This window comes from Pseudomonas sp. DC1.2 (genome assembly GCF_034351645.1).
Classification (GTDB): Bacteria; Pseudomonadota; Gammaproteobacteria; order Pseudomonadales; family Pseudomonadaceae; genus Aquipseudomonas.
Window position 1 is genome coordinate 508374 of sequence record NZ_CP133782.1, and the last position, 20817, is coordinate 529190.

16 protein-coding genes are annotated in these 20817 nt (G+C 58.7%); 11 read left to right on the top strand and 5 right to left on the bottom strand.

Translation table 11 applies throughout. The features are described from left to right. Positions 1-176 precede the first annotated feature (176 nt). The 3 genes from RHM68_RS02275 (at position 177) to RHM68_RS02285 (ending at position 6917) form a co-directional block, all read left to right on the top strand. A complete protein-coding gene (locus tag RHM68_RS02275; RefSeq protein WP_322220332.1) occupies positions 177-3452 on the top strand; it encodes a transglutaminase family protein in 3276 nt (1091 codons plus the stop codon). An 88-nt stretch (positions 3453-3540) separates the two neighbouring features. Then, complete coding sequence (locus RHM68_RS02280; protein ID WP_322220333.1) at positions 3541-6027, top strand: circularly permuted type 2 ATP-grasp protein; 2487 nt, start codon at positions 3541-3543, stop codon at positions 6025-6027. Then, a complete protein-coding gene (locus RHM68_RS02285; RefSeq protein ID WP_322220334.1) occupies positions 6027-6917 on the top strand; it encodes a transglutaminase family protein in 891 nt (296 codons plus the stop codon). Before RHM68_RS02280 ends, RHM68_RS02285 begins: the two co-directional genes overlap by 1 nt. 100 nt (positions 6918-7017) lie before the next feature. On the opposite strand, the gene RHM68_RS02290 is transcribed toward RHM68_RS02285, so the two are convergent. Both RHM68_RS02290 and RHM68_RS02295 read right to left on the bottom strand, forming a co-directional pair. Continuing rightward, positions 7018-7209 carry a hypothetical protein gene (locus RHM68_RS02290; protein WP_322220335.1) on the bottom strand — a complete coding sequence of 64 codons (192 nt, stop codon included), beginning with the start codon at positions 7207-7209 and terminating at the stop codon, positions 7018-7020. A gap of 68 nt (positions 7210-7277) precedes the next feature. Further along, complete coding sequence (locus RHM68_RS02295; protein ID WP_322220336.1) at positions 7278-7865, bottom strand: TIGR00730 family Rossman fold protein; 588 nt, start codon at positions 7863-7865, stop codon at positions 7278-7280. Between the two features lie 340 nt (positions 7866-8205). On the opposite strand from RHM68_RS02295, the gene azu reads away from it, so the two are divergent. Beyond that, entirely contained in the window at positions 8206-8652 is a 447-nt protein-coding gene (gene azu, locus RHM68_RS02300) for an azurin (protein WP_322220337.1), read from the top strand. A 147-nt stretch (positions 8653-8799) separates the two neighbouring features. Here azu and nadE read toward each other — a convergent pair whose 3' ends face one another. The 3 genes from nadE to RHM68_RS02315 all read right to left on the bottom strand — a co-directional run bounded on the left by nadE (position 8800) and on the right by RHM68_RS02315 (position 11984). Continuing rightward, positions 8800-9627: an ammonia-dependent NAD(+) synthetase gene (gene nadE / locus RHM68_RS02305; protein ID WP_322220338.1), complete on the bottom strand. Its 828-nt coding sequence runs from the start codon at positions 9625-9627 to the stop codon at positions 8800-8802. Between the two features lie 4 nt (positions 9628-9631). Beyond that, positions 9632-10855, bottom strand: coding sequence for a nicotinate phosphoribosyltransferase (pncB, locus tag RHM68_RS02310; RefSeq protein ID WP_322220339.1), 1224 nt, complete (start codon positions 10853-10855; stop codon positions 9632-9634). A gap of 217 nt (positions 10856-11072) precedes the next feature. Continuing rightward, entirely contained in the window at positions 11073-11984 is a 912-nt protein-coding gene (locus RHM68_RS02315) for a LysR family transcriptional regulator (RefSeq protein ID WP_322220340.1), read from the bottom strand. A gap of 174 nt (positions 11985-12158) precedes the next feature. Here RHM68_RS02315 and RHM68_RS02320 point away from each other — a divergent pair, with 174 nt between their 5' ends. From RHM68_RS02320 to RHM68_RS02350, 7 genes are all read left to right on the top strand, one after another. Beyond that, positions 12159-13649 (top strand): aldehyde dehydrogenase family protein, encoded by a 1491-nt coding sequence (locus tag RHM68_RS02320; protein WP_322220341.1) that lies wholly within the window; start codon positions 12159-12161, stop codon positions 13647-13649. 93 nt (positions 13650-13742) lie between these two features. Then, complete coding sequence (locus tag RHM68_RS02325; RefSeq protein ID WP_322220342.1) at positions 13743-15026, top strand: FAD-binding oxidoreductase; 1284 nt, start codon at positions 13743-13745, stop codon at positions 15024-15026. 363 nt (positions 15027-15389) lie between these two features. Continuing rightward, complete coding sequence (locus RHM68_RS02330) at positions 15390-16523, top strand: branched-chain amino acid ABC transporter substrate-binding protein (RefSeq protein ID WP_322220343.1); 1134 nt, start codon at positions 15390-15392, stop codon at positions 16521-16523. A 171-nt stretch (positions 16524-16694) separates the two neighbouring features. Further along, positions 16695-17609, top strand: coding sequence for an ABC transporter permease subunit (locus RHM68_RS02335; RefSeq protein ID WP_322220344.1), 915 nt, complete (start codon positions 16695-16697; stop codon positions 17607-17609). A 3-nt stretch (positions 17610-17612) separates the two neighbouring features. Further along, complete coding sequence (gene livM, locus RHM68_RS02340) at positions 17613-18896, top strand: high-affinity branched-chain amino acid ABC transporter permease LivM (protein ID WP_322220345.1); 1284 nt, start codon at positions 17613-17615, stop codon at positions 18894-18896. Then, positions 18893-19765, top strand: a complete 873-nt coding sequence (locus RHM68_RS02345; RefSeq protein ID WP_322220346.1) for an ABC transporter ATP-binding protein — start codon at positions 18893-18895, stop codon at positions 19763-19765. The genes livM and RHM68_RS02345 overlap by 4 nt, the downstream gene beginning before the upstream one ends. Then, entirely contained in the window at positions 19762-20478 is a 717-nt protein-coding gene (locus RHM68_RS02350; RefSeq protein WP_322220347.1) for an ABC transporter ATP-binding protein, read from the top strand. Before RHM68_RS02345 ends, RHM68_RS02350 begins: the two co-directional genes overlap by 4 nt. Positions 20479-20817: the final 339 nt, after the last annotated feature.

The window sequence follows — 20817 nt, forward strand, 5'->3', positions numbered from 1 at the left end:
ATGGAACGATTTTGGGTGTCTCGCCACATTTGCGTGCAATCCCCTCAAACCAATTTCTCGCGCTGCCCGATTTTGGTGCTGTACTGCCTCAAGCAACCGGAGAAAGCGCCAGTGCTACGCGATGGCATAAGTCTTGCGCGCTTTCCAATACGCTTAAGGCTCGCAGGAGGCACGCCGTGTCGATTCATGTCGCATTGCATCACGTCACGCACTACCGCTACGACCGCGCTGTCGAGCTCGGTCCGCAGATCGTTCGCCTGCGCCCGGCGGCCCACAGTCGCACGCGGATTTTGTCCTATGCGCTGAAAGTCTCGCCTGAGGAGCATTTCATTAACTGGCAGCAGGACCCCCAAGGCAATTATTTGGCGCGGTTGGTGTTCCCGGAAAAAACCAATGAACTGCGCATCGAAGTCGATCTGCTGGCAGAGATGGCGGTGTTCAATCCGTTCGATTTCTTCCTGGAGCCCTACGCGGAAAAAATCCCGTTTGCCTATGCCGCCGATGAGCGTAAGGAGCTGGCTCCGTATCTGGAAACTTTGCCTCTGACCCCGGTGTTCAAGGCCTACCTGGACGGTATCGACCGAACGCCGCTGCCCAGCGTCGATTTTCTGGTCGCACTTAACCAGCGCTTGAGCGAAGACATCGGCTACTTGATCCGTATGGAGCCCGGCGTCCAAACCCCCGAGCACACCCTCCAACATGCCTCGGGCTCTTGCCGCGACTCGGCCTGGCTGCTGGTGCAACTGTTGCGCAATCTCGGGTTGGCGGCACGTTTCGTTTCCGGCTACCTGATCCAGTTGACCGCTGACGTCAAAAGCCTCGATGGCCCTTCGGGCACTGAGGTGGACTTCACGGACTTGCACGCCTGGTGCGAAGTTTATTTGCCGGGTGCTGGCTGGATCGGCCTGGACGCGACCTCAGGGCTGTTTGCCGGTGAAGGACACATTCCGTTGGCTTGTAGTCCCGATCCGGGCTCAGCGGCACCGATCAGTGGCTTGGTGGAGCCATGCGAATGTGAATTTACCCACGAAATGTCCGTGGAGCGGATTTGGGAAGCGCCACGAGTCACAAAGCCCTACACCGAAGACCAGTGGCTGGCGATCCAGGCGCTGGGCCGGCAGATTGATGCCGACCTGCTGGAAGGCGATGTACGCCTGACCATGGGGGGCGAACCGACTTTTGTTTCGATTGATGACCCCGATGGCGAAGAGTGGAACACCGCTGCCCTCGGCCCGGACAAGCGTAGGCTGTCGGCCGAGCTGTTTCAGCGTATGCGCAAGCATTACGCGCCCAAAGGTCTGGTGCATTTCGGGCAGGGCAAGTGGTATCCGGGCGAACAGTTGCCGCGTTGGTCGTTGAACTGCTACTGGCGCCGTGACGGCGTACCGATCTGGCACAACAGCGCACTGGTAGCCGATGAGCAGGAAGACTACGGGGCTGATGGCGAACTGGCCGGGCGTTTTCTGGCGAGTGTTGCCGAGCGCTTGAAACTGCCGGCGCGTTTTGTGTTTCCAGCCTACGAAGACAATTTCTATTACCTCTGGCGCGAAGGCACCCTGCCGCAGAACGTCAGTGCCGAAGACTCGCGTCTGGAAGAGCCGTTGGAGCGTGCGCGTTTGCGCAAAGTCTTCAGCCAGGGCCTGGACAAAGTCATCGGCCAGGTCTTGCCACTGGCGCGCACCGCCAAGGGTGATCAATGGCAAAGCGGTCGCTGGTATTTGCGTGAGGAACATTGCCGATTGGTGCCGGGTGATTCGCCGCTGGGTTATCGCTTACCGCTGGGCTCGCAGCCTTGGGTGAAGGCCGCTGAGTATCCCTTCATTAATCCCGCCGATCCGAACCAGGATTTCCCGGCGTTGCCGGACGCTGCACAACTGAAACAGCATGGCGATCCGGCGGTCGCCGATGAGCGCGCGCCGAAGGTCGATGAATCCGCTGACTGGCTGACTCGCACAGCGTTCTGTGCCGAAGCGCGAGACGGTCGGTTGTACCTGTTCATGCCGCCGCTGGAGCAGGTCGAGGATTATCTGGAACTGGTGGCCGCTATCGAAGCCACTGCCGAGGAGTTGCATTGCCCTGTGTTGCTCGAAGGCTATGAGCCACCGAGTGACCCGCGCTTGAGCAACTTCCGCATCACGCCGGATCCAGGGGTGATTGAGGTCAACGTGCAGCCGTCCGCGAGTTGGGATGAATTGGTCGAACGCACCGAGTTTCTCTACGAAGAAGCGCGCCAGACCCGATTGACCACCGAGAAATTCATGATCGATGGCCGGCACACCGGCACCGGCGGCGGTAACCATTTCGTGCTGGGTGGTGCGACACCGGCGGACTCGCCGTTTCTACGGCGTCCAGACCTGCTGCGCAGCCTGATCAGCTACTGGCATAACCATCCGTCCTTGTCCTACTTGTTTTCTGGATTGTTCATCGGCCCGACGTCCCAGGCGCCGCGGGTCGATGAAGCGCGTAACGATGCGTTGTATGAGCTGGAAATTGCCTTTGCGCAAATGCCGGAGCCAGGCGAAGAATGCACGCCGTGGTTGGTGGATCGACTGCTGCGCAACTTGCTGATTGATGTGACCGGTAATACGCATCGTGCCGAATTCTGCATCGACAAGCTCTACTCGCCGGACGGTGCCACCGGTCGCCTTGGTCTGCTCGAGTTGCGTGCATTCGAAATGCCGCCTCACGCGCGCATGAGCCTGGCTCAACAGTTGTTGCTGCGCGCGCTGGTGGCGCGGTTCTGGCGTGAGCCCTATGCGCCGCCGAAACTGGCGCGCTGGGGCACCGAACTGCACGATCGCTTCCTGTTACCGCACTTTATTGAGCAGGACTTCGCCGATGTGATCGTCGATCTGAACGCTGCCGGTTATCCGGTGCGGTCCGAGTGGTTTGCCGCGCATCTGGAATTCCGGTTTCCCAAGGTCGGCGATTACGCTGTCAGTGGTATCGAACTGGAGTTGCGTCAGGCGCTTGAACCTTGGCATGTGCTGGGCGAGGAGGGCGCGGTCGGTGGCACGGTGCGCTACGTGGATTCGTCGCTGGAGCGTTTGCAGGTCAAACTCAGCGGCTTGCCGCCGCAGCGTTATGTGCTGACCTGCAATGGCATTGCGGTGCCGTTGCAACCGACGGGGCGGATCGGCGAGTTTGTCGCCGGTGTGCGTTTCCGCGCCTGGCAGCCATCCAACTGCCTGCATCCGACCATCCCGGTTCACGCGCCGCTGGTGTTCGACCTGCTCGACACCTGGATGGGGCGTTCGCTGGGGGGCTGTCAGTACCACGTCGCCCATCCGGGCGGGCGCAATTACGACAGCCTGCCGGTGAACGCCAACGAGGCCGAGAGCCGAAGAATGGCTCGATTCTTCCGAATCGGACACACCCCGGGGAAACTTCCTATACCGAATGTAACGATTAACGACGAGCTGCCGATGACACTCGATTTGCGACGTTTCTAAGCCCTACACGACGCTCGGATTTTTCGTATATCCGGGCGTCATTAGCCTGCGTTAGTCTGACCGTTCTTTGCTGTCTGCCGAGCTTTCCATGCCTGACCTGCTTGACCGCTACCCGCTGACGGCGGGCACCTACCACGAACTGCTCGACGAGAGCGGCGCCGTGCGCCCGCACTGGCGTCGATTATTTGACCAACTGCAACGCAGTACCCCGGCGCAACTGGTGCAGCGTCAGGCGTTGTTGGCCCGACAGATCCAGGAAAACGGCGTGACTTACAACGTCTATGCCGACCCCAAAGGTGCCGATCGGCCTTGGGAATTGGACTTGTTGCCGCATGTGATCGACGCCGATGAATGGCAACAATTATCGGCCGGCATCGCTCAGCGGGCGCGCTTGCTCAACGCTGTGTTGGCCGATCTCTACGGTCCGCAGCGGCTGATCGCCGAGGGGCTGTTGCCGGCAGAGCTGGTGTTTGGTCACAACAACTTCCTCTGGCCTTGTCAGGGCATCTTGCCGCCCGATGGGGCGTTTCTGCATCTCTACGCCGTGGACCTTGCGCGCACGCCGGACGGTCGTTGGTGGGTTACGGCGGACCGGACACAAGCCCCGTCTGGCGCCGGCTATGCGCTGGAAAATCGCACCATCGTGTCGCGGGCTTTCCCCGAGTTGTACCGCGACCTGAAAGTGCAGCACCTGGCGGGTTTTTTCCGCACGCTTCAGGAAACCCTGGCCCGTCAGGCCCCGTGTGACGACGAAGCACCGTTGGTGGTGCTGCTCACACCGGGGCGTTTCAATGAAAGCTATTTCGAGCATCTGTATCTGGCCCGCCAGCTCGGTTATCCGCTGGTGGAGGGCGGCGACTTGACGGTGCGCGATGCCACCGTTTACCTGAAAACCCTGAGCGGCCTGCGACGGGTTCACGCGATCATGCGGCGCCTCGACGATGACTTCTGCGATCCGCTGGAGCTGCGCACCGACTCTGCTCTCGGCGTACCTGGCTTGCTCGAGGCCGCGCGGCTGGGCCGGGTGCTGGTGGCCAATGCGTTGGGCAGTGGCGTGCTGGAATCCCCAGGTTTGCTGGGGTTTCTGCCGACGATCAATCAATTTCTATTCGGCGAAGAACTGATCCTGCCGTCCATTGCCACCTGGTGGTGCGGTGAGGCGCCGGTGCTGGCGCAGGCGCTGGAAAAACTGCCGGAACTGCTGATTAAACCCGCGTTTCCTTCCCAAAGCTTCGCACCGGTATTTGGCCGCGATCTGAGTGAAAAACAGCGTCAGACGCTAGCCGAGCGCATGCAGGCGCGGCCTTACGCTTATGTTGCGCAAGAACTCGCTCAGTTGTCACAGGCGCCGATCTGGCAAGCCGAAGACGGGCAACTGCAACCCCGTGCCATCGGCATGCGCGTGTATGCAGTGGCCAGCCACGACGGCTATCGGGTTTTGCCCGGCGGTTTGACTCGGGTGGCCGCCGACGCCGACGCCGAAGTGGTGTCGATGCAGCGCGGCGGTGCGAGCAAGGACACGTGGGTGCTTGGTGAGCGTGCCCCCGGCGGCGAACAATGGAAAACCCAGCGCGCAATTGGTGTTCACGATCTGGTGCGACGCGATCCTTACTTGCCGTCGCGAGTGGTGGAAAACCTGTTTTGGTTTGGCCGTTACTGCGAACGTTGCGACAACAGCGCGCGGCTGCTTCGGATCATGTTGGCGCGTTATGTCGAGGGTGATGACCCGCAGGCCCTTGATGCTGCCGTCGATCTTGGCGAGCGCCTGAATTTGTTGCCCGATGAAGGCGATTTGCCGGAGCGGTTGCTGGCTGCATTGCTTGGCGATGACTGGTCGTTCAGCCTGCGCTCCAACCTGCAACGCTTGCAGTGGGCGGCTTCACAAGTGCGCGGCAAGCTCTCGCGGGAAAACTGGCAGGCGTTGGTGGAATTACAGCGCGAGGCCATGGAACTTGAAACCGAAGAGCCGGACTTTGGCGAGTTGCTCGACTTCCTCAACCGCCTGGTCATGTCTCTGGCGGCGCTGTCTGGTTTTGCCCTGGATGACATGACTCGAGACGAAGGCTGGCGCTTCTTGATGATTGGCCGGCGGATCGAGCGGCTGCAATTTCTCAGTGCCAGCCTCGCGGCGTTTTTGCGTGGCGCCGGTGCCTTTGATCAAGCAGGTCTTGAATGGTTGCTGGAGCTGGGTAACAGCGGCATCACCTACCGCTCGCGATACCTGGCGGTGGCGCAATTGATCCCGGTTCTCGATCTGTTGTTGCTAGACGAGCAGAACCCGCACGCGGTGCTGTTCCAGTTGAAATTGGTGACCCGAACCTTGAAGCGCTTGAACGACGATTTTGGTGCCCCGCGAGAGGCCGGGTTGCCGCAGTTGGTGGCGCGCCTGGCGCATTTCGATCTCGGCTGTCTGGAAAACTCGCTGTTTGGCGAGGCCAGTGTCCACGCGGCCATCGAAGGGCTGGCCGATTTGCTGCAAGAGATTGCCGATGCCAGTGGGCAAGTCTCGGATCGCTTGGCGCTGCGCCATTTTGCCCATGTCGATGATGTTAGCCAACGAACGGTGTCCGTCTGATGAGTGCTCATTACCAGATTTTTCACGACACCCATTATCACTATGACAGCCCGGTGTCCCTGGCCCAGCAACTCGCGCATTTGTGGCCGCGCGCTTGTGAGTGGCAGCGCTGCACGGCGCAGGCGCTACTGATCAGCCCGGAGCCCACGACGCGCCGTGATGAACTGGATGTGTTCGGTAATCCCCTGACCCGCCTGGCCTTCGAGCGTCCCCACGATGAGTTGTTGGTCAATGCCCAGCTGACATTGGAAGTACTGGCCCGGCCGTTACTGGATTTCAATCTGTCGCCTGCCTGGGAAGAAACCCGCAGTGCGTTGACCTACAGCAGCCAGCCACTGTCCCCCGAATTAATGGAAGCCTGCCGATATCGCTTCGAGTCGCCCTATGTGCATTTGAAGCGCAATTTTGTCGAGTTTTCCGAAAGCTGTTTTCCACCTGAGCGGCCACTGCTGCTAGGGGTGCAGGCGTTGATGGAGAAAATTTTCAGCGAGTTCACCTTCGATGCCGAAGCGACTCAGGTGGCGACACCGTTGGTCGAAGTGCTGGAGCGTCGGCGCGGGGTCTGCCAGGACTTTGCTCACCTGATGCTCGCCTGCGTGCGGTCACGTGGCTTGGCGGCGCGGTATATCAGCGGTTACCTGTTGACTCAGCCACCGCCCGGCCAGCCGCGACTGATTGGCGCCGATGCGTCTCATGCCTGGGTCTCAGTGTTTTGCCCGATTCTGGGCTGGGTCGATTTCGATCCGACAAACAATGTGCAACCGGCACTCGAACACATAACCCTGGCTTGGGGCCGGGATTTTTCCGATGTATCGCCGTTGCGGGGGGTGATTCTAGGGGGCGGCAGTCATGATCCCGAAGTTCGGGTTACCGTGATGCCACTGGATTAAGCGGGTGTTGGTAAGCAGAGGCTGTGAGGGTCAGCAGGTAACCTGCTGACCCTGGACACAGATCCGGTGGGCCTGATCAGATCATCGGGCCCTGAGGGTCTCAGGCGTCGGGCGCCTGATCTTTCGGTGCTTCAACATCATGTTCTGCTACCACTTCACCTTCTGCATCCGGGTTCAGTGCTGCTGCTTCTTCTTCAGCTGTAGCTTTCTTGCGCTGAAGCTTTTCCTCTTTCTTCTGCTCCTTGGCCAAGTCTCTCTGACGTTTGGCGAAGGAATAATTAGGTTTAGCCATGGGCGATCCTCTGGGGTCGAAGGTGAGGTTGAGCGGCGCATATTCTGCCCTGTATCGATGCCGAGCCGTTAGCTGGGTTTTTGCTCGGTCCATTTTGGTGGTGCCGAGGGGTGCCAGGCGTCCAGTGCATCGAGCAGGGTTTGCGGCGACTCGCTCATTTGCAGCATGTCACGGTGCTGCCCGCGAACGAAGCCTTCGCCGACGATATGATCGAGAAATGTCGCCAACTTGCTGTAGAAACCGTTCACTTCCAGCAAACCGAGCGGTTTGCCATGGTAGCCAAGCTGGCCCCAGGTCCAGACTTCGAACAGTTCTTCCAGTGTGCCCAGGCCGCCGGGTAGCGCGATAAAGGCGTCGCTGAGTTCCGCCATTCGAGCCTTGCGCGCATGCATGCCGTCGACTACTTCCAGGCGAGTCAGGCCGCTGTGGCCGATTTCCTGGTCCTTGAGGCTTTGCGGGATGATCCCGATTACTTCACCGCCGGCTGCCAGCGCTGCGTCGGCGACGATCCCCATCAAACCGACGGCGCCTCCACCGTAGACCAGGGTCAGCTTGCGCTCGGCCAATGCGCGCCCCAGCGCGACGGCTGCCTCACGGTAAGCTGGGTGGGTGCCGGTGCTGGCACCGCAAAATACACAAACGGATGCGATAGACATGCCTTGCTCCAGGGTCAGGATCGCCACAGGTTAAAGGCAGGCAAGCATCGCTCCAAGGGTTAAACCTCGCGATGAGGCTTTTCGTAAGTACCGCTTGCACCACAGGCGTAGGCGGCGAGCAAACTGCACAGCAGGCTGTTAAGGGACATATCAGGCGCTCCGGGTCATTGATGGGGCTGAGCATAGGGTGGTGCCAGACGCCTGGCTGTTAGATTGTTTCGATGAATGTCATAGCTGGAAAGTTGTATACAATTTTTGACTCAAGTCATAGGAACTTGCGAAGATTTCAGGCAGTCTTCTGTCCATTCGCAATTTGTTAACCCTGCCTTGGAGATTCACCATGTTTGCCAAACTTGTTGCGGTATCCCTGCTGACACTGGCCAGTAGCCAATTGATGGCTGCCGAATGCAAGGTCGATGTCGACTCCACCGACCAGATGTCCTTCAATACGAAGGAAATCACCATCGACAAGAGCTGTAAGACCTTCACCGTGAACCTGACCCACTCCGGCAGCTTGCCGAAAAACGTCATGGGTCATAACTGGGTGCTGAGCAAAACCGCAGACATGGCGGGCATCGCGACTGATGGTATGAGCGCCGGTATCGATAAGAATTACCTGAAGGACGGCGACGACCGCATCATCGCTCACACCAAAATTATTGGAGCCGGCGAGAAAGACTCGGTGACCTTCGATGTATCGAAGTTGGCGGCTGGCGAAAGTTACCAGTTCTTCTGCTCGTTCCCTGGCCACAACTCGATGATGAAAGGCGCTGTTGTCCTGAAGTAATCGAATCAAACGCATAAAAAAAGCGTCCACTCGAGACGCTTTTTTTGTACCTGACGTTTGACCATTGGTGTTCATCGCCGCAGGTACTTCACGACCCTTGTGGGGGCGAACCTGCTCGCGATGGCGCCAGCATGCACAGCGTGTCAATTATGGGGCAAACGGCATCTCACGCTTGTGATGCGTTTTTTTGTACGTTTCACAAATGATCCTGAATGCTTCCTCGCGTACCGGCTCTCCATGCAGGAACGCGTCGATCTCGGCATAGGTCACGCCATGGGATGCTTCGTCCGGCTTGCCGGGCGACAGGTCTTCGAGGTCGGCGGTTGGGACTTTTTCTACCAGCGACTCCGGTGCGCCGAAGTGGCGGGCGATATCTCGGACCTGGTTTTTCACCAGGCCGCTCAACGGTGCCAGGTCACAGGCGCCGTCACCGAACTTGGTGAAAAACCCCATCACCGCTTCGGCGGCGTGGTCGGTGCCAATCACCAGACCCTGGGCTGCGCCGGCGATGGTGTACTGGGCGACCATGCGCATCCGCGCTTTGGTGTTACCGAGCACGAAATCCACCGAGACCGCGTGTTTGCCTTCGAAGGCAGCCACTTCATTGGCCAAGGACTTGACGGCCGGGCCGATGTTCACGGTATGGCGCTCGTCCGGGGCGATGCAGTCCACCGATGCCTGGGCGTCGTGTTCATCGAATTGTGTCTCGTAAGGCAGGCGCACGGCGATGAAGCGATAGCTGTTGTCACCACTGCGCTCACGCAGCTCGCGTATGGCCCGTTGCGCCAGCAGCCCGGCGGTCAACGAATCGACGCCACCGCTGATGCCCAGCACCAGGCTCTTGAGCCCGGAGTTGACGAGGCAATCCTGGATAAAGCTAATCCGCCGGGCGACTTCCGCCTCGAGGGCGGCTTGGTCGGCAAACGGCGGTTGAACCTTGAGCTGCTCAGCAATCTCACGCTGTACGGCTTGCATGAATTCACTCCTTGCTTGAAACGCTGGAAAGGGCAGGTACTTTGAAAACGTGTCGCAAATAGGCGACGAAATTAGGATCTTTGCAGTGAGTCTTGCCAGGCTCATCGGAAATCTTTGCCACGGGCTGGCCGTTGCACGCCGTCATTTTAAGCACGATGCTCATCGGTTCGACACCCGGAATATCGCAGGTCAGGTTGGTGCCGATACCAAAACTGACATTGATTCGCCCGCGCAACGCGCGGAATATCTCCAGCGACCTGGGCAATGTCAGGCTGTCGGAGAACACCAGCGTCTTGCTCATCGGGTCGATGCCGAGCTTGTGGTAGTGGGCGATTGCCTTTTCTGCCCACAGCACCGGATCACCGGAATCGTGGCGCAGACCGTCGAAGAGCTTGGCGAAATACAGGTCGAAATCACCGAGAAAAGCATCGGTGGTGATGCAGTCGGTGAGGGCGATCCCGAGTAAACCGCGATACTCGCGAACCCAGCAATCGAGGGCGGCAATCTGGCTGTCGATCAACCGTGGGCCGAGTTGCTGATGGGCCATGATCCATTCGTGGGCCATGGTCCCCAGTGGCTTCATGTCCAGCTCACGGGAAAGATGCACGTTGCTGGTGCCGACGAAACGTCCGGGGAAATCGTGCTTGAGCACGTTCACCACTTCTTCCTGTACACGGTACGAAAAGCGCCGGCGAGTGCCGAAATCAGCGACCTGCAACTCGGACAACTCGTCGCTGCTGGCGTTGGCAGTCAGCCAGTCGAATTTGCGATACAGCTGCTCGCGCGCTTGTTCCAGAACGACTTCACGGTAGCGGTAGCGGTTTCGCACCTCGCTGACGATTGCCAGCATCGGCACTTCGAACAGAATCACATGCAGCCACGGTCCCCGCAGGCGGATGAACAGTTCACCGTTTTCAATACCGGTGTGGACATAGCGCAGGTTGAAGCGAAATAAACCGAGAAACCGCAGGAAGTCCGGCTTCATGAAGCTGATGCGCTCCAGGAAACTCAACTGGTCAGCGCTCAGGCTTAGCTCTGCCAGGCGCTCGATCTGGTAACGGATTTCCGCCAGGTACGGGCGCAAATCCTCACTGTTACGGCAACGAAACTCCCATTCGACTTCCACGTTCGGGTAGTTGTGCAGCACTGCCTGCATCATCGTCAGTTTGTAAAAGTCGGTGTCGAGCAGGTTCTGCACGATGCGATCGCCAAATACGCTCTCGCTCATAACGGGGGTTCTCCAGGCTGGTCGCGGCCTGTGGCAACGACGTGTCAGCAATATCAGTCAATAGGCTAGTGGCGCATATCTGTAGCGGTTATTGCCAGCGATTTTTTAAGCGAAGCCGATCCCGTAGGCGCGAGCCTGTTCGCGAAGGGGGTATCACACTCGACATCAACGTTAAATGCTCCGTTCAGGCTCGCTCCCGCAGGGTTTATGTGAGGCTTCAAGTGTGCGGCGTATCAGGGCTGTCGATCTGCTCCAGCATCCACTTTACAAAGTCTCGCACCTTGGGCACTTCCGCCGAGTGTTCCGGGTAGGCGAGGTAATACGCGTCGCAACTGGGCATCGGATGTTGCCAGGGAATGACTAGTTTGCCGTCGGCTAATTCCTCTTCCACCAGGAATCGTGGCAGCAGCGCCACGCCGCAGCCGACTTGCGCGGCGCGGATGCACATATAAAAAGTTTCGAAACGCGGGCCGTGGTAGCTGTGTTCGGTGTGGTAGCCCTGGCTGTCGAACCAGTCGTGCCAGGCCTGGGGGCGGGAGGCGTTTTGCAACAGGACCAAATCGGCGAGTTGTGTCGGATCGGTAAACGGCGTGTCCGGTAGGCTACCTGGCGCGCAGACGGGCACCAGCTCTTCACCAAACAGTTTCAGGCTTTCAGTGCCGGGTCGCGAGCCTTGGCCGAAGTAGAACGCCAGGTCGCTACGACCTTGCAGCAAGTCGTCGGCTTCTTGTTCGCTGCACAGATCCAGATGGATCGAGGGATGGCGCAGGCGCCAGCCTTTCAAGCGCGGCACTAGCCAGCGTGCGCCGAAGGTCGGAGGCGTCGAGACGCGCAGGACTTCGGTGTCACCGCCGTAGGAGCGCAGATAGTGGGTCGACATCTCGACCTGAGTGAGGATTTTTCGTACCTCCACCAGGTACAAATCCCCGGCAGGGGTCATTTGCAAGCGTCGGCGTACCCGACGAAACAGCAGATGCTGTAGTAACTCTTCCAGCTGGGCGACCTGTTTGCTGACGGCGCTTTGGGTCAGGTTTAGCTCTTCGGCAGCCCGGGTGAAGCTCAAATGCCGGGTCACGGCCTCGAAACACTGGAGTGCGGTGATCGACGGCAAGTAGCGTTTATTCAGCATGGGTGGTCCTTTTTCTTCTTTCTTTGTTGCCAGCAATGCGAAGCATGAATAAACGGAATGATATCTCTCTTAATGGTCGTTTGTTGGCTCCTCTCAGGGCGGCTACAACTACAGGTCTGATCAGCCGTGATTTTCCGGCTGCACGTTTTCTGTTTTTTGCTTGAGGAGTGACCCATGGTTGCTGCATTGCTTGATCGTCTTGGTGTGAACCCGGCCCTGTATCAGAACGGCAAAGTGCCGGTTCATTCGCCCATCGATGGCAGCCGCATTGCCGACGTGAACTGGGAAGGTGCCGCTGAAGTCGAGCAGCACATCAGTCGCGCAGATCATGCGTTCGAGCTGTGGCGTAAGGTCCCGGCGCCGCGCCGTGGCGAATTGGTCCGCCAATTGGGCGATATCCTGCGTGAATACAAGGCTGATCTCGGTGAGCTGGTCTCCTGGGAAGCCGGCAAGATCACTCAGGAAGGCCTGGGCGAAGTTCAGGAAATGATCGATATCTGCGACTTTGCCGTCGGTCTGTCCCGTCAGTTGTACGGTTTGACCATCGCCTCCGAGCGTCCTGGCCACCATATGCGTGAAACCTGGCATCCGCTGGGGGTCGTGGGCGTGATTAGCGCGTTCAACTTCCCTGTGGCCGTCTGGGCCTGGAACGCCGCCCTGGCACTCGTCTGCGGTAACCCGGTGATCTGGAAACCGTCGGAGAAAACCCCGCTGACTGCGCTCGCCTGTCAGGCACTATTCGACCGCGTATTGAAGAACTTCAGTGACGCGCCTGCGCACCTGAGCCAAGTCATCATTGGCGGTCGCGACGCTGGTGAAGCGTTGGTCGATGACCCGCGCGTGGCGCTGATCAGTGCCACGGGCAGCACGCGCATGGGCCGTGAAGTAGCACCAAAAATTGCCGCACGTTTTGCTCGCAGCATTCTGGAGCTGGGCGGCAACAACGCGATGATTCTCGGCCCAAGCGCCGACCTGGACATGGCGGTGCGTGCGATCCTGTTTAGTGCCGTCGGCACCGCCGGTCAGCGTTGCACCACCCTGCGTCGCCTGATTGCCCATGAGTCGGTCAAAGAAGAAATCGTCACGCGCCTGAAAGCAGCCTATTCCAAAGTGCGCATCGGCCATCCGCTGCAAGGCAATCTGGTCGGCCCGCTGATCGACAAGCACAGCTTCGAAAACATGCAGGATGCACTGGAGCAGGCGTTGAGCGAAGGCGGCCGGGTGTTTGGCGGGAAGCGTCAGTTGGAAGATACATTCCCGAATGCCTACTACGTGTCCCCGGCCATCGTTGAAATGCCGGAGCAGAGCGACGTGGTGTGCCACGAAACTTTCGCACCGATTTTGTATGTGGTCGGTTACAGCGATTTTGCCGAAGCGATGCGCTTGAACAACGCGGTGCCGCAAGGCCTGTCGTCGTGTATTTTCACCACTGACGTGCGTGAGGCCGAGCAGTTCATGTCGGCGGTCGGCAGCGACTGCGGCATTGCCAACGTCAACATAGGCCCGAGCGGTGCAGAAATCGGCGGGGCGTTTGGTGGCGAGAAAGAAACGGGAGGTGGTCGTGAGTCGGGCTCCGACGCATGGCGCGGGTACATGCGCCGCCAGACCAATACCGTGAATTACTCGCTGGAGTTGCCATTGGCCCAAGGGATCACGTTCGACTGATTGTCGATTTGAGCCGTGATCCCCTGTAGGGGCGGGCAATCCCGCGCCCTCATTTGAAGGTGTGTTGGTTAGGTTTCTGATTGGAGTCTGGCAATGCCGTTACGCGAAGAGTGTCTGTGGGAAAAGCTGACGCCGCAAAGGCCTGATAACGGGGCGCTCAAGGGTGAAGTCAGCGCAGACGTGTGCGTCATTGGCGCCGGTTTTACCGGTCTGTCGGCGGCGGTGCATTTGTTGGAGCAGGGTAAAAGTGTCTGCGTGCTTGAAGCTCATCGCGCCGGTCATGGCGGTTCCGGACGCAACGTCGGGCTGGTCAATGCGGGGATGTGGATTCCACCGGACGAGATCGAGGCCGGGTTCGGTGAGGCGGTGGGCAGTCAGCTCAACCGCATGCTGGGGGCGGCGCCATCCCTGGTGTTCAGTCTTGTGGATAAGTACAAAATCGACTGTCAGTTGCGTCGCGAAGGCACGCTGCACATGGCGCACAACGCCCGTGGCGAAGCGGATCTGCGCAGTCGTGAAGAACAATGGAAACGTCGCGGCGCACCCGTTGAACTGCTGACAGGCCAAGCCTGCGAGCAAGCGACCGGCACCCAGAAAATTGCCGCCGCGTTGCTCGACCGACGTGCCGGCACTCTCAATCCAATGGCTTACACCTCGGGTCTGGCCCAAGCGGCCATTGGCCTCGGCGGTCAGTTGTTCGATCATTCTCCCGTCACCCAACTCGAACGTCAGGGCCAGCGCTGGTCCGTACAAACCGATCAGGGCTCGGTGCTGGCCGAGCAAGTGGTGATCGCCTCCAACGCGTATACCGAAGGCGACTGGACGGAGCTGCGGCGCAACTTCTTCCCCGGTTATTACTATCAAGTGGCGTCGGCACCGCTCACCGAAGACGCTGCCCGGCAAATCCTTCCCGGCGGGCAAGGGTCGTGGGACACCCGGCAGGTGCTCAGCAGCATTCGTCGCGACAAGGAGGGGCGTTTGTTGCTCGGCAGTCTTGGCAACGGCAATCAAAAGCCGGCGTGGTTTTTGAAAGCTTGGGCGGACCGCGTTCAGCAGCACTATTTTCCCTACCTCAAACCAGTGGAATGGGAATGCACCTGGACCGGCTGCATTGCCTTTACCCCGGACCATCTGATGCGCTTGTTCGAGCCGGCGCCCGGTTTGGTGGCAGTCACCGGTTACAACGGCCGTGGCGTCACCACCGGCACTGTGGTCGGAAAGGCCTTTGCCGATTATCTGTGTCACGCCGATCCTCAAGCGCTACCTATCCCGTTCGCACCGATGCAGCCCCTCGCGGGTGTCGGCTTGCGCAGCTGCCTGTACGAGGCCGGTTTCTCGCTGTATCACGCAGGCCAGTGCCTGCGGATCGTTATTTGATTGTTGATTTTTGTTGCTGGAAGCAGCGCTTTCCGGCGTAGCGACTAGCCTGTAATGGTGCGGGTTGTAGCAGTCCCGCACCAGCAGTGTGCAGTTCGGTGACGCAGGCTGTTACAGGCTGGTTGCACGTCGTTTAATGCCGCGGTTGCAATGATGGCGCTTGCGGGTTGCGCCTTTTTCATAAAATGGTTTCACCTCCCGCGGTTTAGACGGTTGCACGCCCAATGAAAAAGGGCCCGAAACAGTCGAAATAACCATAAGGCAGCGACTTTTTTCAGAATAAAAAACCGATGGCACGGCCCTTGCTCTGAGCATTCAGAGAAGTCGCAGTGCCAACTAAAAAAAACCTCGGAGCACCACCTCATGTCCCAGACGTTTTACAAGAAAGGCTTTCTGGCCCTCGCAGTGGCAGCTGCATTGGGTGTTTCTGCGTTTGCACAGGCTGATGTGAAAATCGGTGTGGCGGGTCCTATGACAGGCGCCAACGCGGCATTTGGCGAGCAGTACATGAAGGGGGCACAGGCTGCGGCCGATGCGGTCAACGCAGCAGGCGGCGTCAACGGGGAAAAAATTGTACTGGTCAAGGGCGATGACGCCTGCGAACCGAAACAGGCTGTAACGGTCGCCAAAGACCTCACCAACCAGAAAGTCGCCGGCGTCGTCGGTCACTTCTGTTCCTCTTCGACCATCCCGGCCTCCGAGATCTACGACGAAGCGGGCATTATTGCGATCACTCCAGGGTCCACCAACCCACAAGTTACCGAGCGCGGCCTGAGCGCCATGTTCCGTATGTGCGGGCGTGACGACCAGCAAGGCATCGTGGCTGGCGACTACATTGTCGACGTGCTCAAGGGTAAGAAAGTCGCGGTTATCCACGACAAGGACACCTACGGCCAAGGCCTCGCTGACGCCACCAAGGCGCAGTTGATCAAGCGCGGCGTGACCCCGGTTATTTACGAAGGCCTGACTCGCGGCGAGAAAGACTTTAGTGCCCTGGTGACCAAAATCCGCGCCGCTGGCGCCGATGTCGTCTACTTCGGCGGTCTGCACCCAGAGGCTGGTCCACTGGTTAAACAACTGCGTACCGAAGGCCTGAAAGACGTGAAATTCATGTCCGATGACGGCATCGTGACCGATGAATTGGTGACCACCGCTGGCGGCCCGCAATACGTCGACGGCGTGCTGATGACCTTCGGCGCCGACCCGCGTCTGCTGCCAGAAAGCAAAACCGTGGTAGACGCCTTCCGCAAGGCCGGTACCGAGCCTGAAGGCTACACCCTCTACGCCTACGCCTCGGTTCAGGCACTGGCTGCCGCGTTTAACGGCGCCAAATCCAACAAGGGCGAAGACGCTGCCAAATGGCTGAAAGTACACCCGGTCAAAACCGTGATGGGCGAGAAGACCTGGGACGCCAAGGGCGACTTGAAAGTCTCCGACTACGTGGTTTACCAGTGGGACAAAGACGGCAAATATCACCAGTTGGAAAAACAGAAGTGATATGAACTGCTGATCTGTCCGGCGCCTTGTGCGCCGGGCAGTCAAAGAACATGTCCGTGCAGTACCTGTCTTTTCTCGTAGAGCTGCACACTACCGTGTTACGTCGGCGGCTGAACCCCGGTCCGTTGCAATGCGCTTCTGTGCAGTCTCTCAAATGCGTGAGATTGCGTTATGGATGGTATTTTCCTGCAGCAACTGGTCAACGGTCTGACCCTCGGGTCGGTCTATGGCCTGATCGCCATCGGCTACACAATGGTCTACGGCATCATCGGCATGATCAACTTCGCCCACGGCGAGGTTTACATGATCTCTGCGTACCTCGCGGCGATCAGTCTGGCTCTGCTGGCTTACTTCGGTATTGAATCCTTCCCTCTGCTGATGCTCGGCACACTGGTCTTCACCATCATCGTCACCGCGGTGTATGGCTGGGTCATCGAACGTGTTGCTTACAAACCGCTGCGTAACTCCACCCGACTGGCACCGCTGATCAGCGCCATCGGTATCTCCCTGATCCTGCAAAACTACGCACAGATTGCCCAAGGCGCCCGTCAACAAGGGGTGCCTACACTGCTGACAGGCGCATGGCGAGTTGAAGTCGGGACCGGCTTCGTCCAGCTCACCTACACCAAGATCTTCATTCTGGTTGCAGCGTTCGCCGGGATGGCCCTGCTGACCTACGTCATCAAGTACACCAAGCTTGGCCGCATGTGCCGTGCTACTCAGCAAGACCGCAAGATGGCTTCGATCCTGGGGATCAACACCGACCGGGTGATTTCCTACGTGTTCATCATTGGTGCAGCGATGGCGGCTCTGGCCGGCGTACTGATCACCATGAACTACGGCACGTTCGACTTTTACGCCGGCTTCGTCATTGGCATCAAAGCGTTCACTGCGGCGGTACTTGGCGGTATTGGCTCGTTGCCCGGCGCCATGCTTGGCGGGATTATTCTCGGGATCTCCGAGTCGCTGTTCTCCGGGTTGGTCAACTCGGATTACAAAGACGTTTTCAGCTTCTCGCTGCTCGTGCTGGTTCTGGTCTTTCGGCCCCAAGGCCTGCTCGGCCGTCCTCTTGTGTCGAAGGTGTAAACGATGTCTTCAACCACTAAAAAAACCATTGATATCAAAAGAAGCCTGGTTGACGCGATTCTTGCCGGCCTTATTGCCCTGATTGTGTTCGGCCCGATTGTTGGCATTGTGCTGGATGGCTACAGCTTTAATCTGCAACCGACGCGAGTGGCCTGGCTGGTTGCCATCGTCATGGTCGGACGCTTTGCCCTGAGCCTGTTCCTGCAAACCCCCAAAGGGCGGCACATTCTCGAAGGTTTCGAGACCACCGGTTCCGGCGTTCACGTACTGGCACCTGATTACAAATCCCAGCTACGTTGGGTCATCCCGCTGATGATCGTGATTGCCGTGGTCTTCCCGTTTTTCTCCAACTCCTACCTGCTGGGCGTGGTGATTCTCGGATTGATCTATGTATTGCTGGGTCTGGGCCTGAACATCGTGGTCGGCCTGGCCGGTCTGCTCGACCTGGGTTACGTGGCGTTTTATGCCATCGGCGCCTACGGCCTTGCACTCGGTTATCAATATTTGGGGCTGGGTTTCTGGACGGTGCTGCCGCTGGCGGCGATTACGGCAGCAATGGCCGGGTGCATTCTGGGCTTTCCAGTCTTGCGGCTGCACGGTGACTACTTGGCAATCGTGACCCTGGGCTTCGGTGAAATCATTCGGCTGATTCTCAACAATTGGTTATCCCTGACCGGTGGCCCGAATGGCATGCCCGCGCCACTGCCGACGTTCTTCGGCCTGGAGTTCGGCAAGCGAGCGAAAGAGGGCGGAATACCGTTTCACGAGTTTTTTGGTATCGCCTACAACCCGGACGTGAAGTACTACTTCATCTACGCGGTGTTGTTCCTGGTGGTGTTGGCCGTGCTGTACATCAAGCACCGCTTGACCCGTATGCCGGTTGGTCGGGCCTGGGAAGCATTGCGTGAAGATGAAATCGCCTGCCGTTCGATGGGCTTGAACCATGTGTTGGTCAAGCTCTCGGCGTTCACCCTCGGCGCTTCAACCGCGGGTCTGGCCGGGGTGTTTTTCGCCACGTATCAAGGTTTCGTCAACCCGACCTCGTTCACGTTCTTCGAATCGGCGCTGATCCTGGCCATTGTGGTGCTCGGTGGTATGGGTTCGACCATCGGCGTGGTGATCGCGGCGTTCGTACTGACTGTCGCCCCGGAACTGCTGCGCAGCTTTGCCGAGTACCGGGTGTTGCTGTTCGGCATTCTGATGGTATTGATGATGATCTGGCGACCGCGCGGCTTGATTCGCATCAGCCGTACCGGCGTGACCCCGCGTAAAGGAGTAGCGCCATGAGCGAAGTCGTACTCTCGGTCGAGAAGCTGATGATGCACTTTGGCGGCATCAAGGCATTAAGCGATGTCAGCCTGAAGGTCAAACGCAACTCGATCTTCGCCCTGATCGGCCCCAACGGTGCCGGCAAGACCACGGTGTTCAATTGCCTGACCGGCTTTTACAAAGCCTCCGGCGGCAAGATCGAACTCAATGTACGTGGCGAGCGGACCAACGTCATTCAGCTATTGGGCGAATCGTTCAAGTTGACTGATTTCGTCTCGCCGAAAAACTTCGCCACTCGGCTGTACTACAAAATGTTCGGCGGCACGCACCTGGTGAACCGCGCTGGCCTGGCGCGCACATTCCAGAACATTCGCCTGTTCAAGGAAATGTCCGTGCTGGAGAACCTGTTGGTTGCTCAGCACATGTGGGTCAACCGCAACATGCTGGCCGGTATCCTCAACACCAAGGGTTACCGCAAGGCGGAGAGCGATGCCCTGGATCACGCCTTCTACTGGTTGGAAGTGGTGGATCTGGTGGACTGCGCCAACCGTTTGGCCGGTGAACTGTCCTACGGCCAGCAACGCCGTCTGGAGATCGCCCGGGCCATGTGTACCCGGCCGCAGATCATCTGCCTCGACGAACCGGCCGCCGGCCTCAACCCTCAGGAAACCGAAGCGCTGAGCGCGATGATCAGGCTGCTGCGTGACGAGCATGATCTGACCGTGGTGCTGATCGAACACGACATGGGCATGGTGATGAGTATTTCCGATCACATTGTGGTGCTGGACCACGGTAACGTCATCGCCGAAGGCGGGCCCGAAGCGATTCGCAACGACCCGAAAGTGATTGCTGCCTACTTGGGCGCCGACGAAGAGGAGCTGGTATGAGTCAACCGATCCTCGAATTGAAAGAGCTGGATGTGTTCTATGGGCCGATTCAGGCCCTGAAGAAAGTCTCGCTGTACATCAATGAAGGCGAAACCGTGAGCCTTATCGGCTCCAACGGCGCCGGCAAGTCGACCCTGTTGATGTCGATCTTCGGTCAGCCTCGCGCCGCTGGCGGTCAGATCATTTATCGCGGCGTCGATATTACCGAAAAATCGTCCCACTACATTGCGTCCAACGGCATTGCCCAGTCGCCGGAAGGGCGCCGGGTATTTCCGGACATGACCGTCGAGGAAAACCTGCTGATGGGCACTATTCCCATCGGTGACAAGCACGCCACCGAAGACATGCAGCGCATGTTTGAGCTGTTTCCACGGCTCAAGGAGCGGCGCACCCAGCGGGCGATGACCATGTCTGGCGGCGAGCAGCAAATGCTCGCCATTGCCCGCGCGCTGATGAGTCGGCCCAAGTTGCTGCTACTTGATGAGCCGAGCCTGGGTCTGGCGCCGATCGTGGTGAAACAGATCTTCGCCACCCTGCGAGAGCTGGCGGCCACCGGTATGACAATCTTCCTGGTCGAGCAGAACGCCAACCACGCGCTCAAGCTGTCGGACCGGGCGTATGTGATGGTCAACGGCGAGATTCGCCTCAGCGGTACGGGTAAGGAGCTGCTGGTGAACGAGGAGGTACGCAACGCTTATCTGGGCGGCCACTAACCACCCCCACGAAATACCCACAGCCCCGACGAGCCATCGCCGGGGCTTTTTTACACCTCAAAGGCACCGCGAATCCGCTGTGGTAGAGCGCAGGATCGCTTCTGTATTTATCCTCCACAGGTGTTTCTGTGTGCTTTCCGGAAATTGTGGAAAACAATATTCACATGCTCTCAAACCGCGACATAAAGCCGCTGCAAATAGTTGTTTTGTCACGCTTTTGACTTGTCCCCGTTTGCTGTGGAGCTGGCTGTGAATAACATGGGAGTAGCTGGCTGAGTGCCTTTGTTTACGTGGCTTTCAGGCGATTGATTGTTTTTTGATCAGGCGTTTTTTGCTGAT